Genomic DNA, 22,392 nt, shown 5'->3' with positions numbered 1-22,392 from the left:
CCGGCATCATGCCAAGTCGGGCCCTGGCACGTCGGCGCCGGCCCGGCCGCGTCGGCCGGCGGCACCACCCACGGCACCGAAGACCCGGCGCATCGCGATCTCCTGCTCCATGACACCGGCCAGCCGGCGGACACCCTCGCGGATCCGCTCCGGCGGCGGGAAGCTGAAGTTGAGGCGCATCGCGCCGGTGCCGGTGCCGTCGGCGTAGAAACCGGTGCCGGGAACGTAGGCGACTCGGGCGGCGATCGCGCGCGGCATCATGGCCTTGGAGTCGAGCCCGTCGGGCAGGGTGGCCCAGACGAAGAGACCACCGGCCGGGGTGGTCCAGCTGGTGCCCTCGGGCATCAGGTCGGTCATCGCGTCGAGCAGGGCGTCCCGGCGTTCCCGGTAGACCTCGCGGTAGACCTTGAGTTGTTGCCGCCACGGCATCGTGCCGAGGTAGGTGGCCACGGCGGCCTGGGCGTAACCGCTCGGGCAGAGGATCTGCGCCTCGCTGGCGATGACCAGCTTGTCGCGGACCGCGTGCGGCGCGAGGATCCAACCGACCCGCAGCCCGGGGGCGAAGGTCTTGGAGAAGGTGCTGAGGTAGAACACGCCGTCCCGGCGGCGGGCCCGCAACGGCGCCGGGGCCTCACCCTCGAAACCCAGCTGACCGTACGGGTCGTCCTCGACGACGAGCAGGCCGGCGCGTTCGCAGATGTCGAGCACCCGTTCCCGGCGCTCCTCGCTGAGGGTCACGCCGGCCGGGTTCTGGTAGGTGGGGATCGTGTAGAGGAACTTCACCCGACGGCCGGCGCGCGCGAGGTCGGCGATGGCCGCCTCCAGCGCCTCGGGGACGAGACCGTCCTCATCCATCGGCACATGCACGACCTGCGCCTGGGCGGCCTGGAACACTCCGAGCGCACCGACGTACGTCGGCCCTTCGGCGAGCACCACGTCACCCGGGTCGAGGAAGAGCCGGGCGACCAGGTCCAGGGCCTGCTGCCCGCCCACGGTGACCACGACGTCCTCCGGCGAGGCACCGCACGCCGCGTCGATCCCGGACAGCGACATGACCTCGCAGATCCGCTCGCGCAACTCGAGGGTGCCCTGACCGATGCCGTACTGGAGGGTGCTCACACCGTGTTCGGAGCCGAGCCGGCCGAGCATCTCACCGACCGCGTCCAGCGGCAGAGCGGCGATGTACGGGGCACCTCCGGCGAGCGAGACGACCTCCGGGCGGCTGGCGACCGCGAACAGTGCTCGGATCTCCGAGGCGGTCATTCCGCGTACCCGCCGGGCGTACCGGTCGGTGTAGTCGTCGAGTGTCGTGCCGGTCATGACCTCACCTCGATCGCTGCTCGGGTGGCTCCCGCCCCGGGTACCCCACACGCCGCTGACCATGGCGGCGAGGCACCGATTGTCGATCCTAGTCCGCCAGGGCCCCGCTGCCTGGGTGCCGAGACGGATCGACCACATGGCGGACCGTCCGCTCGACGTCCCCCGGTGCGGTGGGCATCTGCGCGTCCCCTCCCGCATCGCCGATCGGCGGCGTACGATCGCTCGTCGGGGGCAGGAAGGCGGCGCTGTCGTTCCATGCCGGTCTCACCACCGAGCCTATTGTGGGGATGCGCCATATGTCGCGACGTCTGGTCAGCCTGACCCTCGACACGCTTGAGGACCTTCCCAGTCCGTGCCGGCAGTGCGTCTACTGGGAGCTCGATCCGGTCTCTGCGGACCGGGCCTGCGCTGCGGGTGATCCGGGCCTGGAGAAGGAGGCGTGGGTCTCCCAGACGCTGTTGGAGTGGGGTTCCTGCGGCAAGCTCGCGTACGTCGACGGCATGCCGGCGGGCTTCGTCATGTACGCCCCGCCCGCCTACGTGCCCCGCTCGATGGCGTTCCCCACCTCGCCGGTCTCGGCCGACGCGGCACTGCTGATGACCGCCAACGTGGTTGCCGCGTTCGCCGGCGGTGGCCTTGGTCGGATGCTGGTGCAGGGCGTCGCCCGGGATCTCACCAAGCGGGGGATCAAGGCCATCGAGGCGTTCGGTGACGCGAAGTTCGGCGACGCCGACGATCCGTCGGGTGGCTGCGTGGCGCCTGTCGACTTCTTCCTCTCGGTGGGGTTCAAGACCGTCCGTCCGCATCCGCGTTTCCCCCGGTTGCGTCTTGAGTTGCGCACCGCGCTGAGCTGGAAGTCGGATGTCGAGTACGCGTTGGAGAAGCTGCTCGGGTCGATGAGCCCGGAAACTCTGCTCCGGCCGGTTCGTCCCGCCCCGGCGACCCGTTCCACCAACGGCTGACTGTCGACGTCACGGGTGACCGACGATCAGTCGACCACCGTGCCGGCGGCCACGACGGCCCGCAGTTCGCTGACGTCGAGCGAACCGGTCGGGACGTCCCGTTCGATCGGGTAGTACATCCGCTGCACAGCGGCCACGATCGCCTCCACCACTCGGTCCCGGAACCGGGGGTCGACCAGTTGGGCGCGGTCCGTGGGCGAGGTGAGGTACCCGACCTCGACCCGCACGGCGGGCATCCGGGTCAGTCGCAGCAGTTCCCAGGTCTTGGCGTGGGTACGGCAGTCCCGTAGCCCGGTACGCGCGACGATCTCCCGCTGCACGAGCCCGGCGAGGCGTTCACCGGTCGCCGAGGTCACCCCGTTGTCGGTGCCGTAGTGGTAGGTGGCGACACCCTCCGCGTCCGGGTTGGCGTGGCCGTCCAGGTGCAGCGAGATGAACACGTCGGCGCCGAGCGAGTTGGCCAGCAGGGCCCGGTCCGTGTCCGGCAGGCACCTGTCGGGCGACGGCCCTCTGGTGAGCTGTACCCGTACCCCGGACGCGGCGAGACGCCCCTCCAGCCGGCTGGCCAGGTCGTGCACCAGGTCCGCCTCCGTCCAGCGCAGCGACCCGTCGGGTACCACCATCCCGGGGTCGGTGCCGCCGTGCCCGGGGTCGATCACCACCGTCTTGCCGACCAGCGCCGGCCCGGACTGCCGGATGGCGTCGGACTCGCGGAGCCACTGCGGGCGGCCACCGACGACCTTGCGGCCGATCCGGCGCAGCGCGTTCATGGTGTGTGGGCCGCAGGATCCGTCGGGGGTGAGCCCGACCTCGCGCTGGAACTGCGCTACCGCGCGGGCCGTCCGGATGCCGTAGATGGAGTCGGCCCGGCCCACGTCGTACCCCATTTCCAGCAGCCGTTCCTGTAGCGACCGGACGTCCTCGCCGGTGAGCGGCTCGGGGACGGCGTGGTAGAGGGTGCGGGCACCGAGCCGCCAGCGGGCGGCGTCCAGGGCGCGCCAGGTCTCCGCACCGACCCGGCCGTCCACGCTGAGCCCGCGGGACTGCTGGAACGCGCGGACCGCCCGCTCGGTGTCGAGGTCGAACTCGTCGGCGTGCGTCCCGGCGGCGGGGAGGAGTTCGAGGCTGAGAAGGATGGTACGGATCTCCGTGACCGCGGGTCCTCGGTCACCGGGTCGGATCGGACGCACGCACGACCCCCTCTGCACGACGCTGGCTGGCCGGGCGGCCTCGGCTTGAGGCTATGCGCTCCGGGGCGGCGAGGTGGCGGGCCAGGAAAAACAGCCGGGGGAACGACGAACCCCGCACCCGGCGAGCGGGTACGGGGTTCGGTCGGCGTCCTGCTGGTCAGAGAGCCGACTGGATGAGCCGGACCAGCTCGCCCTTCGGCTTGGCGCCGGCGATCGACTGCACCGGCTGACCGTTCTTGAAGACGGTGAGCGTCGGAACCGACATCACGCGGTAGGCCCGTGCGGTCTCCGGGTTCTCGTCGATGTTGAGCTTGACGATGGTGACCTGGTCACCCATCTCGCCCGCGATCTCCTCGAGCAGCGGCGACACCTTGCGGCAGGGGCCGCACCACTCGGCCCAGAAGTCCACCAGAACCGGCTTGTCGGCCTGCAGCACGTCGGCGACGAAACTCTTGTCCGTGACCGCCTTGGTATTTCCCACTATGCCCCTCCTCCGGGATGTGTTCCTTGTTTCAGCCGAGCGTCGCGATGAACCGTTCGGCGTCGAGTGCGGCGGCACAGCCGGTGCCGGCCGCGGTGATCGCCTGACGGTAGGTGTGGTCGACCACGTCGCCGGCGGCGAAGACGCCGGGCACGTTGGTGCGGGTGCTGGGGGCGTGGACCTTGACGTAACCCTCGTCGTCCAGCTCGACCTGGTCGCGGAACAGCTCACTGCGCGGGTCGTGACCGATGGCAACGAAGACGCCGGTCACGTCCATCACCTTGGTCTCGCCGGTGTGCACGTTGCGGACCCGTACGCCGGTGACCTTGCCGTCGTCGCCGAGGATCTCCTCGACGGTGCTGTTCCACTCGACCTTGATCTTCTCGTTGCTCAGCGCCCGATCGGCCATGATCTTGCTGGCCCGGAACGAGTCGCGGCGGTGGATGATGGTGACCGACTCGGCGAAGCGGGTGAGGAAGGTGGCCTCCTCCATCGCCGAGTCACCGCCACCGACGACCACGATGTGCTGGTTACGGAAGAAGAAGCCGTCACAGGTGGCGCACGCGGAGACACCGTGACCCAGGTATTCCTGCTCACCGGGCACACCCAGCGGGCGCCAGGCCGAACCGGTGGAGAGGATGATGGACTTGGCCCGGTAGGCGGTCTCGCCGACCCAGACGGTGCTCACCGCGCCGGAGCCGACGTCGCCGGTGTCCACCAGCTCGACCCGGGTCACGTCGTCGGTGAGGAACTCGGCGCCGAACCGCTCGGCCTGCTTGCGCATGTTGTCCATCAGCTCGGGGCCGAGGATGCCGTCGGCGAATCCGGGGAAGTTTTCGACCTCGGTCGTGGTCATCAGCGCACCACCGGACTGCACGCCCTCAATGATCAGCGGCTTCAGGTTGGCGCGCGAGGCGTAGACCGCCGCCGTGTAGCCAGCCGGCCCGGAGCCGATGATGATCAGGTTGCGGACCTCGTCCACTGCCGTCTCCCGAGTTGTGTGTGTTCGGCGTCGGCGTGAGCACCGATGCCGATCCGAGTTGCCGACGCCTGGGTGGGGCCGACAGCTGACTTCCAGAACGTCATCGTACGAACCGGGGATTCCCGAGCCGGGCATCCGGTGGGTCAGGTCACGTGGGCGGTCATCGCGCCATCGACCGTGGATTCACCCTACCCGCGACGAATACCGGCTGTCCGAGCCGGACCCGGGCACCCCGCACTCCGGGCCACTCACCCAGGCCCAGCGGGCCCCGGTCGCGTCGGTGAAACGGATGACCAGTGCCGGCTCGCCCTGGAACCGGGCGTAGTCCAGCACGTCGACCACCAGCGGGCCGTACCCGTGCTCCGTCGTCACGGTGGTCAGGCAGGTCTTCAGCGCTGCCTCGCCGGTGAGGCGGGCCAACTGGTCCAGCCCGTCACCCATGGGACGCCGACTGCCACTGGCGTCCACCTCGGGCTGGGTGCCGGGCGTGTTCCCGGTCGCCCGGCCAGGGCTCGGCGCGCTCTGCATGGTGCCCTGCTCGTTGCCGAGGATCTGCGGGGAGTAGTCCGTACCGCTGCGTAGTGGCGGCCCGGTGGTGCGGGCCGGGTCGGCCCCCGCGACGCCCTCGGGTGCGCTGGCCGGCCGGTCGAGGGCGGTGCCACTCGTGTCCTGCGAGCTGTTCCTTGCCAGTTGGTTGAGGCCCAGCGTGACCGCCGCGATGGCGACCAGGACGGCGGCCACCGGCTTGCCGTGGCGGACCGCCTCTCTCCAGCGTCGACCGGGGCCGGCGGACGCCCGGGTGGTGCGGATGGCGGGCCGGCGACCAGCCCCGCCCTGGGCCGGTACGACAGGCGGGGTGGCGGTGTCGACCCGGTGCTCGGGCATGGGGTCCCCGGACGTCGGCTCCGCGGCCGCCAGCGCGGCGGAGATGCGGTCGACGATCGCCTGCGGCATCTCCGGTGACGGTTCGGCCCAGCGGGCGAGGCTCGCGTGGACCTCCGTCAACGCGGGTGCCAGCTGTGCGTACGCCTCGACCCAGGCCGGGTCCGTGGACACCAGCCGGGCGACTTCCTCCTGCTGCGGGGTGCCGTCCAACGCCCCGCCGAGGTAGTCAGCGAGGAGGTCGCCGTCGACCTCCCGGAACCCCTCGGTCGTCACGTGTCCTCCTGGTTGGCGTCCCGCCGGTACCGGCTCGACCTCGATCCGACGCCCTCCGCCGGGCCCGGGTTCCCGGGAGTGACGGCTGGCACGTCACCGGTCGGGCCCGTGGGATCCGGTCGGGGCGAGGGCGTGGCGGCCACGGCCGGGCGGAGGTGCCCGAGCAGTACCGCCAGCCGGGCCCGGCCCCGGGCACAGCGGCTCTTCACCGTCCCCTCGGCGACGTCGAGGATCCGGGCGACCTCGGCGACCGGGTAGCCCTGGACGTCCACCAGCACCAGTGCGGCGCGTTGTTCGAGGGGCAGCGCGGCGAGCGCCTCGCGGACCACCAGCGCGGTGTCGTGGTCCGGGGCCGGGGCAGCCGGCTCGGGCCCGCCGACGCCCGAGCCGTCCTCGGCGCGGTTGCCGTCCGGCAGCGGCACGGTGGGGTGCGCCTGCCGGCGACGGATCCGGTCCAGGCAGGCGTTCACCACGATGCGGTGCAGCCAGGTCGTGACCGCAGAGTCGCCCCGGAACCGCGCTGCGGCCCGGTGCGCGGACAGCAGCGCGTCCTGGAGAGCGTCGGCTGCCTCCTCGCGGTCCCCGAGGGTACGCAGAGCGACGGCCCAGAGCCGGTCGCGGTGCCGCCGGAACAGCTCGGCGAAGGCGTGCGGATCACCATCGACGTGGGCACGCAGCAGCTCCAGATCGGTAGCTGCGGCGTGCCCGTCCATCACCACGTCCTGTGGAAGCAGTGCCAGGAGGAAGCCGTCCGGCTCACGACCCCTGGACCGTGATCTCCTGCACGCCCAGCTTGAAGCCGCCCTCGGACGGGGGCAGTTCGGTGATCCAGAACAGCAGGTACTGGTATTTCTTGTCGGCGTCGAACCCGTTGAACGCCATGGTGGCGCCGTCGTGGTCCTCGAAGGGCTGCCCGATGAGGTCCGTGTAGTTGGCGACCAGCTGCTTGTCGCCATTCGAGTTCGACGGCGGGTTCGTCGTGCCGGACATGAGCTGGGCGGACGCGCCAGGCGCCGAGAGCACGGCCTTCAGCGACTTGACGCTGTGCGGCTCGCCGAGGTCGAGCCAGACCCCCATGCCCTTCTTGAGGTTGCCGAAGTTGGGCCGGTCCCGGTACGTCTCGGTCTCCCAGCCCTTGTCCTCGTCACCGTCGATGACCTTCTCGGCCCCGCCGACCTCGCTGCGGTTCTTGCTGTCCGGGTCGATGATCCGGACGTTCTTCACCGCCAGCTTGCGCACCTCGTTGGCGGCCGGGGTGGCATCGCCGGCCGGTGCGCTGGACGTGGGGGCGGGAGGCTGGTTGGCCTGCGAGCCCTTGTCGCCGTCGTCGCCCAGGGTGCTGATCCCGATCAGGAGGCCGACCAGGGCGACCACCAGCAGACCGGCGATGCCCAGGGCGACCTTGCGCCCCCCGGCCGCAGCCAGCGGCGACGGCTCCTCCCCGGTCTCGGCGGCGAACCGCAACGGCCCGCTGTTGTCGAGGTAGTGCTCCTCCTCGGCCGGCACGTCCAGACGGGCCAGCTCGGCGGCGAGCACGTCGGAGGACGGCGGAGCGATCTGGGCGTCGAGCAGGTCCATGGTCAGGTCGTCCAGGTACGCGGGCACACCGGCCCGGACCTGGCGGGGTGCGGCGAGAACGCCCGCGGCGTCCCGAACGGCGTCGGGGATGGCGGCACGGCCGTGGCCGGCGGTGGCGCCCCGCAGTGGTGCCTCCGTGTGCGGCCAGTAGCCGGTCAGGGCGAAGTAGAGGACGCCGCCGACCGCCCGGATGTCGTTCTCCTGGCTGTCGTCGCCGTCGGTGCGGGCGTCCGCCAGGACGACGCGGCCCTCGTCACTGATCATGACGGTGCCGGGGTGGACGTTGCCGTGCACCATGCCGGTGGCGTGCACCGCGGCGAGCGCGCTCGCGACGGCGTTGCCGATCGCGGTGGCGCGGGCCGGGTCCAGTGGGCCGTCGGCCGTCAGGTCCCGCAGGGACTGCCCGTCCACCCACTCGCGGACCACGTACGCCCGATCGGCCTCGTCGATCGCGTCGTAGACGCCGACCAGGTTCGGGTGGATGACCCGGCTGGCCGCGACGGCGGCCTGAAGCATCTCGGTGGCGGAGTCGCCGCCCGGGTAGCGCAGCACCACCGCGACGGGACGGCGCAGGATGACGTCGACCCCGCGCCAGACCAGCCGACCCGCGCTGTCGTTGTTGATGTGCTCAACCAGTTCGTATCGCTCGGCGAGGACTTCACCGGCCGTGGGAGCACCGAAGGTCATGACCGGAGGAGCGCTTTCGTCCGCCTCCTGACCCTCGCCGACCTGGGTCACCCGTCCTCCCTCGGTGATCGTGTCGATCGATGGACCCGCACTGCTGGGCATGTGGCTTCCCGCTCTGCCGTTGAAGGAACCGGCCGACCGGTTTCGACGCGCAGCGTCGGCCCCTGCCGTACCCGTCGAGAGCGACCTTACCCGGGTTGCCCGTCTCCCCGACATGTCATCTTCCCGCCGTACCTGGCGGGTTCCCGGCAGTCGGAGAAGTCGTCCGGTTACGACCGTTGTCAGCCACGTTGCTGGCACATGTACTAGCTAATCTACGGCTTCACCGCAAGTGACCGACGGCGGGGCTGGCCTGGCCCGATGCTCCCAACAACCGAGCTGTTCCCGCCGATCGGCCGGCCACGCTCAGCCGTACGGTTGGTTATCCACAGCCCGATGCGGTGGTTGACCGGCGAAACGCGGAGTTATCCACAGGTGCATCCCCAGCCTGGTGATCCGCAGTGACGATCTGTATCTGTGCCAACTTGTTGTGATCTGTTGTTGACGATCAGCGACCGAGGCGACGGCGAACCATCCCGACCACCTCGGTGATCTCACTGATCCGCAGCACCATCGCCAGACCCAGGTAGGTCCCTCCGATCACCGCGCCGCCGATCACGAGCTGGACGATCGCCTGGAGGCGGCTCGGCGTGGCGTCGCCGGGAAGCAGCTTCACGACGATCAGGCCGACCAACGCGGCGCCGAGCGCCGCGACCAGGACACGACCGCCGGTCCGCATGATCTCGCCGAGGCCGATGCGCCCGACGCGGGGGCGGAGCAGCCAGGCCGACCCGATGGCCGCCGCCAGATAGGACACCGCGTTACCGATCATCATCCCGGCACCGGCGAAGCTCGCCGAGAAGGCAGCGAAGAGCACGATCTGCACGCCGACCCGCAGGGCCACCACCGGAATGTTGATTAGCGCGGGCGTGCGGGTGTCCGGCAGCGCGTAGAAGGCGAAGGTGAAGAGCTGGCTCACCGCGAACGGGACCAGCGCCAGCGCGGCGGCGAGCAGCACGACGGAGGTGGCGGTGGCGTTGTCCTCGGTGAACGCGCCGACCCGGAACAGCGTGAAGGCGATAGGTGTGGCGAGGACGGCATAGCAGACCGCGATCGGAGCGAGCACCGCCGTGACCGTGCGGGTGCCCCGGGAGAGGTCGGCGGCGAGGTCGGCGTACCGGCCGTCGGCGGCGGCCGCGCTCATCCGCGGCATCAGCGCCGTGATGATCGAAACGGCGATGATGCCGTGTGCCGTCATCAGCAGGAGGAAGACGTTGTTGTAGATCAGCGGACCGGCCGCGTTCTCCTTGCCCGCCCGGTTCAGGAGGTTGAACAGCACGATCAGGCCGACCTGGCTCACCGCGACGTAGCAGATCATCCACGCGCCGAGCCGGCCCAGCTCACGCAGCCCGAGGGCGCGGAAGTCGAAGCGCAGCCTCCAGCGGAAGCCGACCTTGCGCAGCGCCGGCAGCAGGCCCATCGCCTGAATGGCGACGCCGAGCAGGGTGCCGCCACCGATCAGGATGATCCGGCCGGCCGTCATGTCCTCCGGCTGGACGATCTTCGCGCCGAAGATGGCGATGTAGAGGCCGGCGGTGCCGATGACCACCAGGTTGTTGAGGATCGGTGCCCACATCGGGGCGGCGAAGTGCCCCCGGGTGTTGAGCACCGCGCTGATCAACGCGGAGAGTCCGGAGAAGAAGATCATCGGCAGCATCAGGTACGACAGGTGCCGGACCAGGCCGGAGTACGCCTCGGTCGACTCGCTGCTGCCGTACAGCCAGGTCAGCGGCCAGGCCAGAGCCACCGCCAGGATCGCCGCCGCGCCGAGTGCCAGCACCGCGAGGGTGAGCAGCCGCTGGGCGTACGCCTGACCGCCGTCGACGTCGGTCTTGCGTCGACGCACCAGCACCGGGATCAGCACGCTGGTGAGGACGCCGCCGAGGAGGAACTCGTAGACCATCCCTGGCAGGATCTGCGCGGTGGTGTACGCGTCACCGACGAGCGCGCCGCCGAGCGCAGCGCCGATGACGAGGTTGCGCAGGAAGCCCGTACCTCGGCTGACCAGACTGCCGACCGCCATCACCGCGCTGTTCGTGGCCGCGCTGGCCTCGGCGACCTGCTCCTGCGGCGGTGCTGTCGACTCCAGGGCCGGCTGGTTCAGCGGCTCGGCCGAGATGAACGTGGCGCCGTCCCCCGGACGTACGCCAGCTCCGGGCCCGCCATCCTGCGCGGCGTTGGCGCTGCGGTAGAGCCCGCCGCTCATCTCCAGCCTCCCAGGGGTACGTCGGGTCGGACAACGACCCGCACGCCACAGACCATAGTCAACCCCCACCCGTTACCCGCGCCCGGCGGATCGGATCACACCCCGGCCCGATAAGCTGGCGATCCCATGTCCGAAGCCTCCGCTCCACACGCCGCCGACCGCCGCGAACTCACCGCCGCGCAGCGCAACGCCGTCGCCGAACTGCTCCGGGTTTCCCCGGTCGCCGACGAGTTGGGCCGCCGCTTCGTCCGCGCCGGTCACGAGTTGCACCTGGTGGGTGGTTCGGTACGCGACGCGCTGCTCGGCCGACTCGGGGACGACCTCGACTTCTGCACCGACGCGCACCCGGACGAGACGCTGCGGATCCTCAAGGGCTGGGCCGAGTCGATCTGGGAGACCGGTCGCGAGTTCGGCACCATCGGCGCGCAGCGCGACGGTCTCCGGCTGGAGGTCACCACCTTCCGCGCGGAGTCGTACGACCAGGTCAGCCGCAACCCGGTGGTGGTCTACGGCACCAGCCTCGACGAGGACCTGAAGCGGCGCGACTTCACCATCAACGCGATGGCCGTCAGCCTGCCGGAACACCGGTTCACCGATCCGCACGGCGGCCTGGACGATCTTTCGGCCAAGGTGATCCGTACCCCGAGCACCCCCGGTGAGTCGTTCGGCGACGACCCGTTGCGGATGCTGCGGGCCGCCCGGTTCGCCGCCCAACTGCGCTTCGCCGTGCACCCGGACGTGCACCGGGCGATGACCGAGATGGCCGCCGATCTGGACCGGATCACCGCCGAGCGGATCCGTGACGAGTTCACCAAGCTGCTCTGCGGCGCCGACCCGATCACCGGTTTGCGGCTGCTCGTCGACACCGGACTGGCCGAGCGGTTCATCCCGGAGCTGACCGGGTTGAAGCTGGAGATCGACGAGCACGCGCAGCACAAGGACGTCTACGAGCACACCCTGACGGTCGTCTCGAACGCCGTCTCCTACGAGGACGAGGGGTGTGACTTCGTCCTGCGGATGGCCGCCCTTCTGCACGACGTGGGCAAGCCGGCGACCAAGGCTGTCGGGCCCGACGGCCGGGTCAGCTTCCATCACCACGAGGTGGTCGGCGCGCGGTTGACCAAGGCCCGGATGAAGGCCATGCGGTACCCGAAGGAGATCACCGCGAAGGTGACCGCGCTGGTCGCGCTGCACCTGCGCTTCTACGGGTACGGGCGGGGTGAGTGGACCGACTCGGCGGTGCGCCGCTACGTCGCCGACGCCGGTGACCTGCTGCCCCGCCTGCACAAGCTGACCCGCTCGGACTGCACGACCCGTAACCGGCGCAAGGCCGCGCAGCTCGCCGCGGACTACGACGCGCTGGAGGACCGGATCGCCCGGATAGCGGCCGAGGAGGACCTGGCCCGCGTCCGCCCCGACCTGGACGGCAACGCGATCATGGAGTTGCTCGGCGTACCGCCGGGGCCGGTGGTGGGTCGGGCCTGGAAGCACCTCAAGGAACTGCGCCTCGAACACGGCCCGCTGGACCGCGATGCCGCCGAGGTGGAGTTGCTGCGCTGGGCCCGCGCCGAGGGCCTGGTCGACTAGCCCTGCCAGCCAGCGACGGGCGCCACTCCCGAACCGGGAGCGACGCCCGTCGGCGTACACACTCAGCGGGTCTCGACGGCCTTGCCGTCGACGGACGCGGTGCCGTTGCCCGCCGGCGTGGACGCTGAGCCGAGCCGGGCCAGCAGACCGGCCAGGTCGATCCCGGTCAGGTCGCTGCCGAGCTGGAGCCCTTGGGCCACGTTGCCGGCCACCGACTTCGTCAGCGACGACGCACCGTCGGTGGAGATGACAGTCATCTTGTCGATCGCACCGATCGGGGCGCTGGCCGCCTCCACCACCTGCGGTAGCACCTTGACCAGCAAGTCCAGAACCGCCGCCTCCCCGTACGCGGCGAACGCCTCGGCCTTGCGCGCCATCGCGTCCGCCTCGGCCTCACCCTTGGCCAGGATGGCCGCCGCCTCGGCCTGACCCTCCCGCTCCACCGCCTCGGCGATGGCGGAACGCCGACGCTGCTCGGCCTCACCCTCCTTGGCGCCCTCGATCGCGTTCGCCTCGGCGAGCGCGGCACGCCGGGCCCGCTCACCCTCACCGGTGAGCCGCGCCTGTTCGGCGGAGGCCTGCGCGGCGGCGATGACCGACTGTCGCTGCGCGTCCGCGTGCAGCACCGCGGCGTTGCGCGACGCCTCCGCCTCCTGCTCCACCTTGTACCGGGCCGCGTCGGCCGGCTTGCGTACCTCGGTGTCCAGTTGGCGCTGCTTGAGTTCGGCGTTGCGCTCGGCGACCTTCTGCTGCTCGGAGAGGATCGCCTGGTCCCGTTCCGCCTGCGCGAGCGGGCCGGCGGCGGCGGACTTCGCCTTCGCCGCGTCGATCTCGGCCTGGATGCCGGCCTGCTTGAGGGCCAGGTTCCGGTTCGCCTCAGCGATGGCCTCCTCGGCGAGCAGGCGCTCCTGCTCGGCCTGCTGCCGGGCCCGCGCCTCGGCGATCGCCGCGTCCTTGAGCACCCGGGCGGCCTCCGGCCGACCCAGGTCCTGCAGGTAGGAGCCCTCGGCGAGGATGTCCTGGAGTTGGAAGGTGTCCAGCACCAGGCCCTGGTTGGTCATCGAGTGCTCGGCCTCCTCAGCCACGGCGCTGGCGAACGCCGCCCGGTCCCGGATGACCTCCTCGACGGTGAGCCGACCGACGATCGAGCGCAGTGCGCCGGCGAGTACCTCGCGGGTGAAGTTGTCGATCTCGTCCTGTTGGTGCAGGAACCGCTGGGCGGCGGCCCGGATCGCGTCCTCGGTCCCGCCGACCTTGACGATCGCCACGCCGTGCAGGTCGGCGCGGATGCCCTGCTTGCTCACCGCACCCCGGATGCCGACGTCGATCCGTCGGCTGGACAGATCCAGCGACTGGAGCTTCTGCACCACCGGCAGCACGAAGACCGACGCGCCCAGCACGACCTTCTGCCCGGAGGTGTCGGTCGACCGTCCGCCGTCGGCGGTCTGCGTGGTGCGGCCCTTGCGACCGGTGACGATGAACGCCTCGTTCGGCCCGGCCACCTTGATCCGGGAGAGCACGAAGAGCACCAGGATGAGCACGAGGAGGACCGCGCCACCGATGGCGATTAACAGGGCCATATAAGGAGTCCCGTCTACGAGGGGGAAATCAGTAGGTCTCGACCTGCACGCTTGTCTCGCTCAGCGCCTGAACGACGAACACCTGGGCACCAATCGGTATCGGCTGGTCCGCACGGGCACTGAGCTTGACCGGTTGGCCGGCGACGCGGATCCGGACCTCGCCGTACCCGTCGATCGGCACCGGGGTGACGACCAGGCCGAGCGCGCCGACCAGGTCGTCACGGGTGGGGGTGGGGTCCGTGCGCATGTTCCGCGCCGCCCGGCTCAGCCGGGCGGCCAACCAACCGGTGGGCACGGCCGCGAGGACGCCGCCGACCACAGCGCCGACGACCATTCCCGGTGTACGCGCACCGAGCAGTTCGTTGACGATGGCCGCGCCGAACCCGAACGCTCCGGCGAAACCGGCGACCGTCTCGACCGAGATCGGGCCGTCCACGTCGGCGTGCCCGAACTGGAACAGCTCGGTGCCGAGCAGGGCGAGTGCGAGCACCCCGATGCCCGCCCCACCGATGATCAGGAAGATGAGCGTCCCCGTTGCCACGACCTTGACGGTATCGACGCCATGCAACGCCGAACGGCCGAGTGGCGCTCGGCCCGACGCTGGCAGTCGCGTCGGCGGCGGCGTCGGGGAGAATGGGTTGATGCGCTGGACCGTGCTCGACTCACCGATCGGTGAGTTCTCCGTCGCCACGGACGGCACGAACGTCTGCGGCGCCGCCTTCGGCCGGGTCGACGCGGCGGTCGATGAGCCCGGCGATCCGCTGTCCCAGCGGGCGGTGACCGAACTGCGGGCGTACTTCGACGGTGCGTTGACCGCGTTCACCATCCCGGTCTCGATGCCGCGCGGCTCCGACTTCGAGCGGGCCGTGTGGGAGGAGATGACGCGGATTCCGTACGGGGAGACGCTCACCTACGGCGAGGTGGCGCGCCTGGTCGGCGATCCCGGGGCGGCCCGGGCGGTGGGCGTGGCCTGCAACCGAAACCCCGTGCCGGTGATCGTGCCGTGTCACCGGATCGTCGGCGTGGGCGGCAAGCTTGTCGGCTTCGGCGGAGGTCTGCCCCGCAAGGTCAAGCTGCTGGAGCTGGAGGCCGGGGTCGCCCTGCTACGCGCCTGGCACTGAGTTCTCCGGCACCTCACCACCCGAGCGGGCCAGCCACGGCGGGTCGACCAGGGGCCGCCGCCGGAAGAAGGCATTGGCCGGAGGCAGGGCCAGCAGGACCAGCGCGACGACGATGGCCACCGGCGCGCCCACACCCAGGGTGAGCAGCAGAGGCTCCAGCCAGCCCGGCATGGCGTCCCGCGCCATCGTGGTGATCCGGTCGGTGTCCTCGGTGGAGTACACGGAGTAGAGCGGCCGGGGAGACCGGACCACACTGACGGTGGCGCAGCAGGCGAGAAAGGGCGCCGTGGCCCAGGAGGCGATCCGCGCGCCGTTCACCCCCACCACGTTGGCGGCGGCCAGCGCGAGGAGTGCGAGTGACAGCAGTGCGGTCAACAGGTCGGCCGCCAGGTCTGCGGTGCTGCCCAAGCCGGCGAAAGCGACCCCGCTCGCTGGCTCGAAGGACCTGGCAGCCTCGTTGAAGAAGTTCTGGTGCCAGTAGATAAGTGGCAGCGCGGCGAGTTGCGCGACGGCGGCCAGTGCCAACAGCAGGCAGGCCAGCGCGACGATGCGGGGCCGAGGAAACCGGCCGGGAGGCGGGATCGTCGCTGAGGTGCCGGTCCGGGAGGCCATGACTGGATTATCAGGAGCCTTGCTGCCTCCCGTGTTCCCGTTGGCGGTGGTGAGGATCACGTGCCGTGTCACCGCATCGTCGGTGCCGGTGGGCGGCTCGTCGGCTTCGGGGGCGGCCTGCCGCGCAAGGTGTACCGGCTGGAGTTGAAAGCCCGGGTGGCCCTGCAGCATGCGTGGTCCTGATTGGTCCCGCCGGGCCCATCTATATTCATCAGCCGATCGGTCGATGTGGACACCTGGCCCCATCCGCCATGATCGGGCGTCATTTCAGCGACTCTGCGGGGGAACTATGACCGAGAACCAGGACAAGACTGTCAACCGCCGTCGGCTGCTGCGCCGCGCCGGCACCGTCGCGGCAGGTGTCGCCGGCACGACCGTCGTCGGTGCCGCCGTTGCGGTGCCCGCTCAAGCCGCCCCGGGTGACCCGGTAGTTCAGGGTGCCAATAACGCCGCCGGTGCCACCACCACGGAGCTGAACAGCACCGGGACCGGCCCCACGTTGCGGCTGGCGAACACGAGCACCACCACCTCGAACGGCCTGGTGCTGGCCCGCCCGGCGCTGCAGCTGACGCCGAGCGGCGATCTGCTGCACAGCGACTCGCCCGGCGGCTCGATCGGCATGGACACCAACAGCAACATTCAGGTGGTCGCGGAGTACGGCGGCGGCAAGTACCTGGAGTACGTGCACACCACCGGTAACTCGAACCAGATCGTGCCGGTCTCGCCGCAGCGGGTCATCGACACTCGGTCGGCCGCTTCGCGCGCCCGGATCCTGAACAAGTCGTCGACGACCCTGGACAGCTCGGGTCGCCTGCGCGACGGTCAGACGATCCACGTCGACCTCAGCGACTTCGTCTACTTCGGGGACGCCCTCTTCGGCAACCTCACCGTCACCACGGCGGTCGCCTCGGGCTTCGTGCAGATCTTCCCGTACGGCACCCCGCGTCCGGCGAACTTCTCGAACATCAACTACCTGACCAACCAGGTGGTGGCTAACTCGTTCATGTCGGGTGTCGGCTACCTCAACGACGATGCGACCGACGTCATCTCCATCTACGCCGCTCGGACCACCCACATCATCATCGATGTGGTGGCGTTCGTGGTCGGCGTCGGTGCGGTCAACCCGGGCATTCTGCCCTTCGCCGCGAACGCGACGGCGCGAGGTGCCGAGTCGGCCGAGGAGCGCAGGGCGAAGCGTGCCGCGAAGGCCCAGGCGGGCACGCCGAGCTGGAAGAAGTAAGGCGGTCGCCGTACCAACGGCGAGGTTTGTGAACGCGGCGAGGGCCGGGTCCGTTCGGACCCGGCCCTCGCCGATGCTGTTGGTGTTCAGCAGGTCAGCGCGCGACCTCACCGGCGATGAACTCCTCGACAGCCTGGTGGGCGTCGTGGTCGGCGTACTGCACCGGCGGGGACTTCATGAAGTACGACGAGGCCGACAGGATCGGGCCACCGATCTTCCGGTCCAGCGCGATCTTGGCGGCGCGGACCGCGTCGATGATGACGCCGGCCGAGTTCGGGGAGTCCCACACCTCGAGCTTGAGCTCGGCGTTCAGCGGGGTGTCACCGAACGAGCGACCCTCGAGGCGGATGTACGCCCACTTGCGGTCGTCCAGCCACGGCACGTGGTCCGACGGGCCGATGTGCACGTCGCTCTTGCTCATCTCGTGCGGGATCTGCGAGGTGACCGACTGGGTCTTCGAGATCTTCTTCGAGACCAGCCGCTTGCGCTCCAGCATGTTCATGAAGTCCATGTTGCCGCCGAAGTTGAGCTGGTACGTGCGCAGCAGCTCGACGCCCCGGTCCTCGAAGAGCTTCGCGAGAGCGCGGTGCACGATGGTCGCGCCGACCTGGCTCTTGATGTCGTCGCCGACGATGGGCAGGCCCGCGTCCTCGAACTTCTTGGCCCACTCGGGGTCGGAGGCGATGAAGACCGGCAGGGCGTTGACGAACGCGCAACCGGCGTCGATCGCGGCCTGGGCGTAGAACTTGGCGGCCTGCTCGGAGCCGACCGGGAGGTAGCAGACGACGACGTCGACCTGCGCGTCGCGCAGCGCCTGCGCCACGTCGACGGGAGTGGCGTCGGACTCCTCGACGATCTCGCGGTAGTACTGGCCCAGACCGTCGAAGGTCGGGCCGCGCTGCACGCTGACGCCGGTCGGCGGTACGTCACAGAGCTTGATGGTGTTGTTCTCGCTGGCGACGATCGCCTCCGCGAGGTCCATGCCCACCTTCTTGGCGTCCACGTCGAACGCCGCGACGAACTCCACGGCGTTGACGTGGTAGTCGCCGAAGGCGACGTGCATGAGACCCGGGACGCGGTCGTTCGGGTTGGCGTTCCGGTAGTACTCGACGCCCTGAACCAGGGACGAGGCGCAGTTACCCACACCGACGATGGCGACGCGGACGGAGCCCATAGCGTCTGCCTCCTTCTTTTCTGTCACGGCCGCTCATTCCTGGTCTCTCCAGGCGGAGGCGGGCTGTTGTCTTCTCGTCGGCCGCCGGCTGTCCCGATGTTCGGGACCGTCGGGGCTCGGCCGGAGCGCTCGTTGGCGATGAGCTCCTCCAGCCAGCGGACCTCGCGCTCACAGGCATCAAGACCGTGGCGCTGCAGTTCCAAGGTGTAAGCGTCGAGGCGCTCGGCCGCCCGGCCCAGCACGTCACGAAGCCCTTCGCGACGCTCCTCGATCTTGCGGCGGCGACCCTCCAGAATGCGCAGGCGGGTCGCCTGGTCGGTCCGGGCGAAGAACGCGAAGTGCACCCCGAAGCCCGTGTCGTCGTACGTCTCGGGCCCGGCCTGTGCGATCAGCTGGGCGAAGCGTTCCTTGCCCTCCGCGGTGATTTTGTAGACCACCCGACCTCGTCGGCTGGTCAGCGCGGGAACCTCCTCGGCGGTGGCGGGTGTCTCGGCAGCTTCGGTGATCCATCCCGCCGCCTGCAACCTGCGCAGGGTCGGGTAGAGCGAGCCGTAGCTGATCGCCGCCCGGATCGCGCCGAGTTTGGCGGTCAACTCCTTGCGCAGCTCGTAGCCGTGCATCGGAGACTCCTGCAGGAGGCCGAGGATGGCGAACTCAAGCACTGGCCACCCTCTCTTTACCCTCCGGTGGGAAGTGGTAACCGCCGCGATGTATCGGACCGATACATCGCACGTTAGCGGGTCGCGCCGGCCAGGGCAAACCCCCTCTCCGAGGTGTTGTCGTCACGGATTGTGAGCATGGTCGCCTGGTCGGGCCGGACCGCGTACCCTTCTCCGCATGCGTACGCAGCGCCAGGTCGTCGACTACTCGCTCCAGAAGCGAGCAGTGCTGCGTGAGCTCCTGGCCGGCCGGGTCGGCACGTACGACGTCTGCGACGCATCGCCGTACCTGAAGAACGCCGCCCGCTTCCACGGTGAGCCGACCGACCGGCGCTGCCCGATCTGCCGGAGCGAGAATCTGACTCTCGTCCACTACATTTACGGCGACGAACTCAAGCAGTCCGCCGGGCAGGCCCGGACACTCACGGAGTTGCCCGTGCTGGCGATGACGCTGCGTGAGTTCCAGGTCTTCGTGGTGGAGGTGTGCCTCGGCTGTGACTGGAACCATCTCGTCGAGCAGTACCTGCTCGGCCGGGACGGTCTGGTCGGCGACAACGAAGGCGCCGGCGAGCAGGATGCGGCGGCCGAAGGCGCAGGTCGGCGGAGGCGAGAGGCGCAACGGTGAACGCAGCAGGTTGGACCGGCCCCGGGGCCGTAGACGAAACCCGGGACGGTCGACCGCTCGTTAGTCCGATTGGCCCGATTGATACTGCAAGTACCTCGGTGAAGCGGCACCCCCGTGCCGTCGTCCCGGGTGAAGCAACTCACGGCAACCCGGTGGCGGCGCAGTCGCGCCCCACCGCGACCGGCAGGGTGTGAGGAATGAACTCGTACGGCGATCCCAGTTCTGCGCGCGGGCGGGCCCAGTACCCGGGCCCGGACGGTGACCCCGGACCCGACGCGGCCAACGCGTACGGCCGATCCGGCGGTGACTCCCGCGCGGGTGGCTGGTCGGCCTCGGAGGGCGGCGCGGCGACTCCGGGTCGTGCCTCGGTGACACCGCGGGCCGCCGGTGGACGGGCCACCGTCGGCGGATCGGCCTCGGTGCCGCCGCGCGGTGCGGCGGCCGCCGGATCCGCCTCGGTGGGCTCGGCGACCCCGGGTCGCTCCGGGCGGGCCTCGGTGCCGGTGTCGCCGGCACCGGCCGCCGGACGTGCCGGCGCGGGCCGGGCCTCGGTGCCCGTGTCGCCCGCGCCCGGCGCCCCGGCGGGTCGGGCCGCTGTCGGTGCCGCCGCCGTCGGCGCTGCCTCGGTCGGCACCGCCTCGGCGGGCCGGGCCAGTGTCGGCTCCGCGTCGGTGGGTGGCCGTGCCGCAGTCGCGCGGGCGAGCGTCTCACCGGTCTCCGGTGGGCCCGGCGGGCCTGGTGGCCCCACCGGTCCGGGTCGAGGCGGCCGTGGCGCCGGTGACTCGGGCGCGGCGCGGTCGAAGAAGCGCAAGCGGATGAACCTGCTGATCGCCGCGTTCGCGGCCTTCATCATGCTCGCCGGCGTCGGTGTGGTCGGGTTCACCTACTACTCGACCAACGTGGTCATGCCCGACGAGTTGCCGTTGCCGCTGTCCACCACCGTCTACGCCAAGGACGGCAAGACCGCGTTGGCCAAGCTGGGCAGCGAGAACCGCACCTTCGTCACCATCAACCAGATCCCGAAGCACGTGCAGGACGCGGTGGCGGCGGCCGAGGACCGCAACTTCTACCGGCACTCGGGCGTCGACTACAAGGGCATCGTCCGGGCGGGGTGGAACAACATCTCCGGCGGCGACAAGCAGGGTGCCTCGACGATCACCCAGCAGTACGCCCGCAACGCGTTCGAGAATCTCCAGGACGACACGTACGGCCGGAAGGTGAAGGAGGCGATCCTCGCCTCCAAGCTGAACGACGCGTACAGCAAGCCGGAGATCATGCAGCACTACCTCAACGTGATCTACTTCGGACGCGGTGCCTACGGCATCGAGGCCGCGGCGCAGACCTACTTCAACAAGTCCGCGAAGGACCTCACAGTGGGTGAGGGTGCGGTGCTCGCGGCGGTGATCAAGCAGCCGGTGGCGAGCGACACCCACCGAGGGTTCGACCCGGCGGTCAACCCGACCGATGCGAAGTCGCGGTGGGACTACGTGATCAGCGGCATGAAGAAGGAAGGTTGGGTGGACGCCCCCAACCGGCCCGCGTCGCCCACCGAGTACCCCAAGGTGCAGCCGCCGAAGAAGGGCGGTAACGGGTTCGGTGTCGACAGCCCGCGAGGCAACGTCATCAACTACGTCCGCCAGGAGATGGACGCGATGGGCCTCTGCTCCGACTCGGGAGCGGAGGGCAAGGTGAGCTGCGTGGACGCGCTGCGCGACGGCGGCTACCGGATCACCACCACCATCGACCCGAAGCTGCAGACCGCCGCCGAGAACATCGCGATGCATTCGAAGAAGGGCTCCGAGCTCAACGACCAGCCGGATAACCTGATGGCGGCGATGGTCTCGATCGACCCGAAGAAGGGTCGGGTGCTCGCCTACTACGGTGGTGACAGTGGCGCCGACTTCGACTACGCCGGCAAGAACACCGACAAGAACGGTGACCTGACCGGTGGCCACCAGCCGGGCTCGTCGATGAAGGTGTACACCCTGGCCGCCGCGATCGAGGCCGGCATCTCGGTCAAGTCGCACTGGGACCCCACGCCGTACAAGCCGGAGGGCTCCTCGGTCGCGATCGGTAACGCGGGCCGCACCAACCTGAAGTGCGGCAAGTGGTGCACCCTCGAAGAGTCGACGGTCCAGTCGTACAACGTGCCGTTCTACTGGGTCGCCGACACGATCGGCGCCGACAAGGTGGTCGACATGGCCCGGAAGGCCGGCGTGACCACCATGTGGGGCGTCGACCCGCCGCAGGCCTTCGACCTGTCGAAGAAGGGGAAGAACCCGTTCGACAACTACACCGCCTTCGGCAAGTACCCGATCACCGTGTTCGACCACGCCAACGCCATGGCCACGTTCGCCAACGACGGCAAGTACATCAAGGCCCACTTCGTCCTCAAGGTCGAGCAGCAGGAGAAGGACACCGGTAAGTGGAAGGTGGTCGGCAGCGAGCGCATCAAGCCTGAACAGCGGATCTCCAAGAAGGTCACCGACGAGGTGACCGGCGTCCTGAAGCAGATCCCCGGGGCCGGGTCGAACAACATGTCGCTGGAGAGCGGCCGCCAGGCCGCCGCCAAGACCGGCACCTGGGAGTACGACAAGGACGACAACTCGCACGCCTGGACGGTCGGCTACACGCCGCAGAACGCGACAGCGGTGTGGGTGGGTAGCAAGGACCCGAAGAGGCCGGAGATCCGGCTCACGGGCGGCAAGGACATCGGCGGCTCGACGCTCCCCGGCCCGATCTGGGAGAAGTTCATGAACGCCGCCCTCAAGGGCCAGGAGGAGATTCCCCTGCCCAGCGTCACCGGCGAGGGTGACGTCACGAAGGGCAACGGCAAGGAGCCGGTGGCCCCACCGCCGCCGCCGGGCGGCCAGCCGGGCGGTCCGCCGTGTGACCCGCTCACCGACCCGTTCTGCCCGCGCGGCGGTATCCCGGGAGGCAACCCCGGCGGCAATCCGGGGGGCAACCCCGGCGGTAATCCTGGTGGGCCCGGCGGCGGTGGTGGCGGCGGCGGAGTGCTGCCCGGCCTACCACCGAACCGGGACTGACCCGTACCCTCCGCACACCGCCGCCGGCCGGACGACACGTCCCGGCCGGCGGCGGTGTTTTCGTACCCGGGATCTCCGCGTTGG

The 22,392-nt window shown here is 70.1% G+C and carries 20 protein-coding genes and 1 pseudogene; 7 read left to right on the top strand and 14 right to left on the bottom strand.

Going from position 1 to position 22,392, the window contains the following annotated elements; translation table 11 throughout:
* Positions 1 to 6 precede the first annotated feature (6 nt).
* Positions 7 to 1,320 (bottom strand): PLP-dependent aminotransferase family protein, encoded by a 1,314-nt coding sequence (locus O7631_RS05075; protein ID WP_278143224.1) that lies wholly within the window; start codon positions 1,318 to 1,320, stop codon positions 7 to 9.
* A 296-nt stretch (positions 1,321 to 1,616) separates the two neighbouring features.
* Between O7631_RS05075 and O7631_RS05070 the strand changes: the two genes are divergently transcribed.
* Positions 1,617 to 2,282, top strand: coding sequence for a GNAT family N-acetyltransferase (locus tag O7631_RS05070; RefSeq protein ID WP_088987047.1), 666 nt, complete (start codon positions 1,617 to 1,619; stop codon positions 2,280 to 2,282).
* Between the two features lie 26 nt (positions 2,283 to 2,308).
* Here O7631_RS05070 and O7631_RS05065 read toward each other — a convergent pair whose 3' ends face one another.
* From O7631_RS05065 to murJ, 7 genes are all read right to left on the bottom strand, one after another.
* Positions 2,309 to 3,472, bottom strand: a complete 1,164-nt coding sequence (locus tag O7631_RS05065; protein WP_269681786.1) for an N-acetylmuramoyl-L-alanine amidase — start codon at positions 3,470 to 3,472, stop codon at positions 2,309 to 2,311.
* A gap of 157 nt (positions 3,473 to 3,629) precedes the next feature.
* A complete protein-coding gene (gene trxA, locus O7631_RS05060) occupies positions 3,630 to 3,953 on the bottom strand; it encodes a thioredoxin (protein WP_088987049.1) in 324 nt (107 codons plus the stop codon).
* 31 nt (positions 3,954 to 3,984) lie between these two features.
* Positions 3,985 to 4,935 (bottom strand): thioredoxin-disulfide reductase, encoded by a 951-nt coding sequence (gene trxB / locus O7631_RS05055; protein ID WP_145778338.1) that lies wholly within the window; start codon positions 4,933 to 4,935, stop codon positions 3,985 to 3,987.
* Positions 4,936 to 5,118: 183 nt separating this feature from the next.
* Complete coding sequence (locus tag O7631_RS05050; protein WP_278143223.1) at positions 5,119 to 6,093, bottom strand: hypothetical protein; 975 nt, start codon at positions 6,091 to 6,093, stop codon at positions 5,119 to 5,121.
* Positions 6,090 to 6,806, bottom strand: a complete 717-nt coding sequence (sigM, locus tag O7631_RS05045) for an RNA polymerase sigma factor SigM (protein WP_278143222.1) — start codon at positions 6,804 to 6,806, stop codon at positions 6,090 to 6,092. The genes O7631_RS05050 and sigM overlap by 4 nt, the downstream gene beginning before the upstream one ends.
* Positions 6,807 to 6,849: 43 nt before the next feature.
* Positions 6,850 to 8,460, bottom strand: a complete 1,611-nt coding sequence (locus O7631_RS05040; RefSeq protein ID WP_278143221.1) for a protein kinase family protein — start codon at positions 8,458 to 8,460, stop codon at positions 6,850 to 6,852.
* 445 nt (positions 8,461 to 8,905) lie between these two features.
* Positions 8,906 to 10,663, bottom strand: coding sequence for a murein biosynthesis integral membrane protein MurJ (murJ, locus tag O7631_RS05035; protein ID WP_278143220.1), 1,758 nt, complete (start codon positions 10,661 to 10,663; stop codon positions 8,906 to 8,908).
* Positions 10,664 to 10,789: 126 nt separating this feature from the next.
* On the opposite strand from murJ, the gene O7631_RS05030 reads away from it, so the two are divergent.
* Positions 10,790 to 12,250, top strand: a complete 1,461-nt coding sequence (locus O7631_RS05030) for a CCA tRNA nucleotidyltransferase (protein WP_278143219.1) — start codon at positions 10,790 to 10,792, stop codon at positions 12,248 to 12,250.
* A gap of 62 nt (positions 12,251 to 12,312) precedes the next feature.
* Here the strand turns inward: O7631_RS05030 and O7631_RS05025 are convergent, their stop codons facing one another.
* Positions 12,313 to 13,830: an SPFH domain-containing protein gene (locus O7631_RS05025; RefSeq protein WP_278143218.1), complete on the bottom strand. Its 1,518-nt coding sequence runs from the start codon at positions 13,828 to 13,830 to the stop codon at positions 12,313 to 12,315.
* 28 nt (positions 13,831 to 13,858) lie between these two features.
* Complete coding sequence (locus O7631_RS05020) at positions 13,859 to 14,398, bottom strand: NfeD family protein (RefSeq protein WP_278143217.1); 540 nt, start codon at positions 14,396 to 14,398, stop codon at positions 13,859 to 13,861.
* Positions 14,399 to 14,471: 73 nt separating this feature from the next.
* Here O7631_RS05020 and O7631_RS05015 point away from each other — a divergent pair, with 73 nt between their 5' ends.
* The gene (locus tag O7631_RS05015) at positions 14,472 to 14,951 is read left to right on the top strand and encodes a methylated-DNA--[protein]-cysteine S-methyltransferase (protein WP_278143216.1); all 480 of its coding nucleotides are present in this window, start codon (positions 14,472 to 14,474) and stop codon (positions 14,949 to 14,951) included.
* On the opposite strand, the gene O7631_RS05010 is transcribed toward O7631_RS05015, so the two are convergent.
* Positions 14,934 to 15,563, bottom strand: a complete 630-nt coding sequence (locus tag O7631_RS05010; protein ID WP_278143215.1) for a hypothetical protein — start codon at positions 15,561 to 15,563, stop codon at positions 14,934 to 14,936. The genes O7631_RS05015 and O7631_RS05010 overlap by 18 nt on opposite strands.
* Before the next feature lie 60 nt (positions 15,564 to 15,623).
* Here O7631_RS05010 and O7631_RS05005 point away from each other — a divergent pair.
* Positions 15,624 to 15,746 (top strand): annotated as a pseudogene (locus tag O7631_RS05005) (MGMT family protein); the annotation flags it as partial.
* Between the two features lie 106 nt (positions 15,747 to 15,852).
* The gene (locus tag O7631_RS05000) at positions 15,853 to 16,803 is read left to right on the top strand and encodes a hypothetical protein (RefSeq protein ID WP_278143214.1); all 951 of its coding nucleotides are present in this window, start codon (positions 15,853 to 15,855) and stop codon (positions 16,801 to 16,803) included.
* A gap of 94 nt (positions 16,804 to 16,897) precedes the next feature.
* On the opposite strand, the gene O7631_RS04995 is transcribed toward O7631_RS05000, so the two are convergent.
* Positions 16,898 to 17,977, bottom strand: coding sequence for an inositol-3-phosphate synthase (locus O7631_RS04995; protein ID WP_269681798.1), 1,080 nt, complete (start codon positions 17,975 to 17,977; stop codon positions 16,898 to 16,900).
* A 23-nt stretch (positions 17,978 to 18,000) separates the two neighbouring features.
* Positions 18,001 to 18,639, bottom strand: coding sequence for a PadR family transcriptional regulator (locus O7631_RS04990; RefSeq protein ID WP_030331823.1), 639 nt, complete (start codon positions 18,637 to 18,639; stop codon positions 18,001 to 18,003).
* A 175-nt stretch (positions 18,640 to 18,814) separates the two neighbouring features.
* Between O7631_RS04990 and O7631_RS04985 the strand changes: the two genes are divergently transcribed.
* Positions 18,815 to 19,261, top strand: a complete 447-nt coding sequence (locus O7631_RS04985; protein WP_269681799.1) for a DUF5318 domain-containing protein — start codon at positions 18,815 to 18,817, stop codon at positions 19,259 to 19,261.
* 139 nt (positions 19,262 to 19,400) lie between these two features.
* Here O7631_RS04985 and O7631_RS04980 read toward each other — a convergent pair whose 3' ends face one another.
* Positions 19,401 to 20,009, bottom strand: a complete 609-nt coding sequence (locus O7631_RS04980; RefSeq protein WP_278143213.1) for a hypothetical protein — start codon at positions 20,007 to 20,009, stop codon at positions 19,401 to 19,403.
* Between the two features lie 67 nt (positions 20,010 to 20,076).
* On the opposite strand from O7631_RS04980, the gene O7631_RS04975 reads away from it, so the two are divergent.
* Positions 20,077 to 22,308 carry a transglycosylase domain-containing protein gene (locus tag O7631_RS04975; protein WP_278143212.1) on the top strand — a complete coding sequence of 744 codons (2,232 nt, stop codon included), beginning with the start codon at positions 20,077 to 20,079 and terminating at the stop codon, positions 22,306 to 22,308.
* The last annotated feature ends 84 nt before the right edge of the window (positions 22,309 to 22,392 follow it).

This window comes from Micromonospora sp. WMMD967 (genome assembly GCF_029626165.1).
Taxonomy (GTDB): Bacteria; Actinomycetota; Actinomycetes; order Mycobacteriales; family Micromonosporaceae; genus Micromonospora; species Micromonospora taraxaci.
This window is presented reverse-complemented; position numbering and strand designations above follow the sequence as displayed.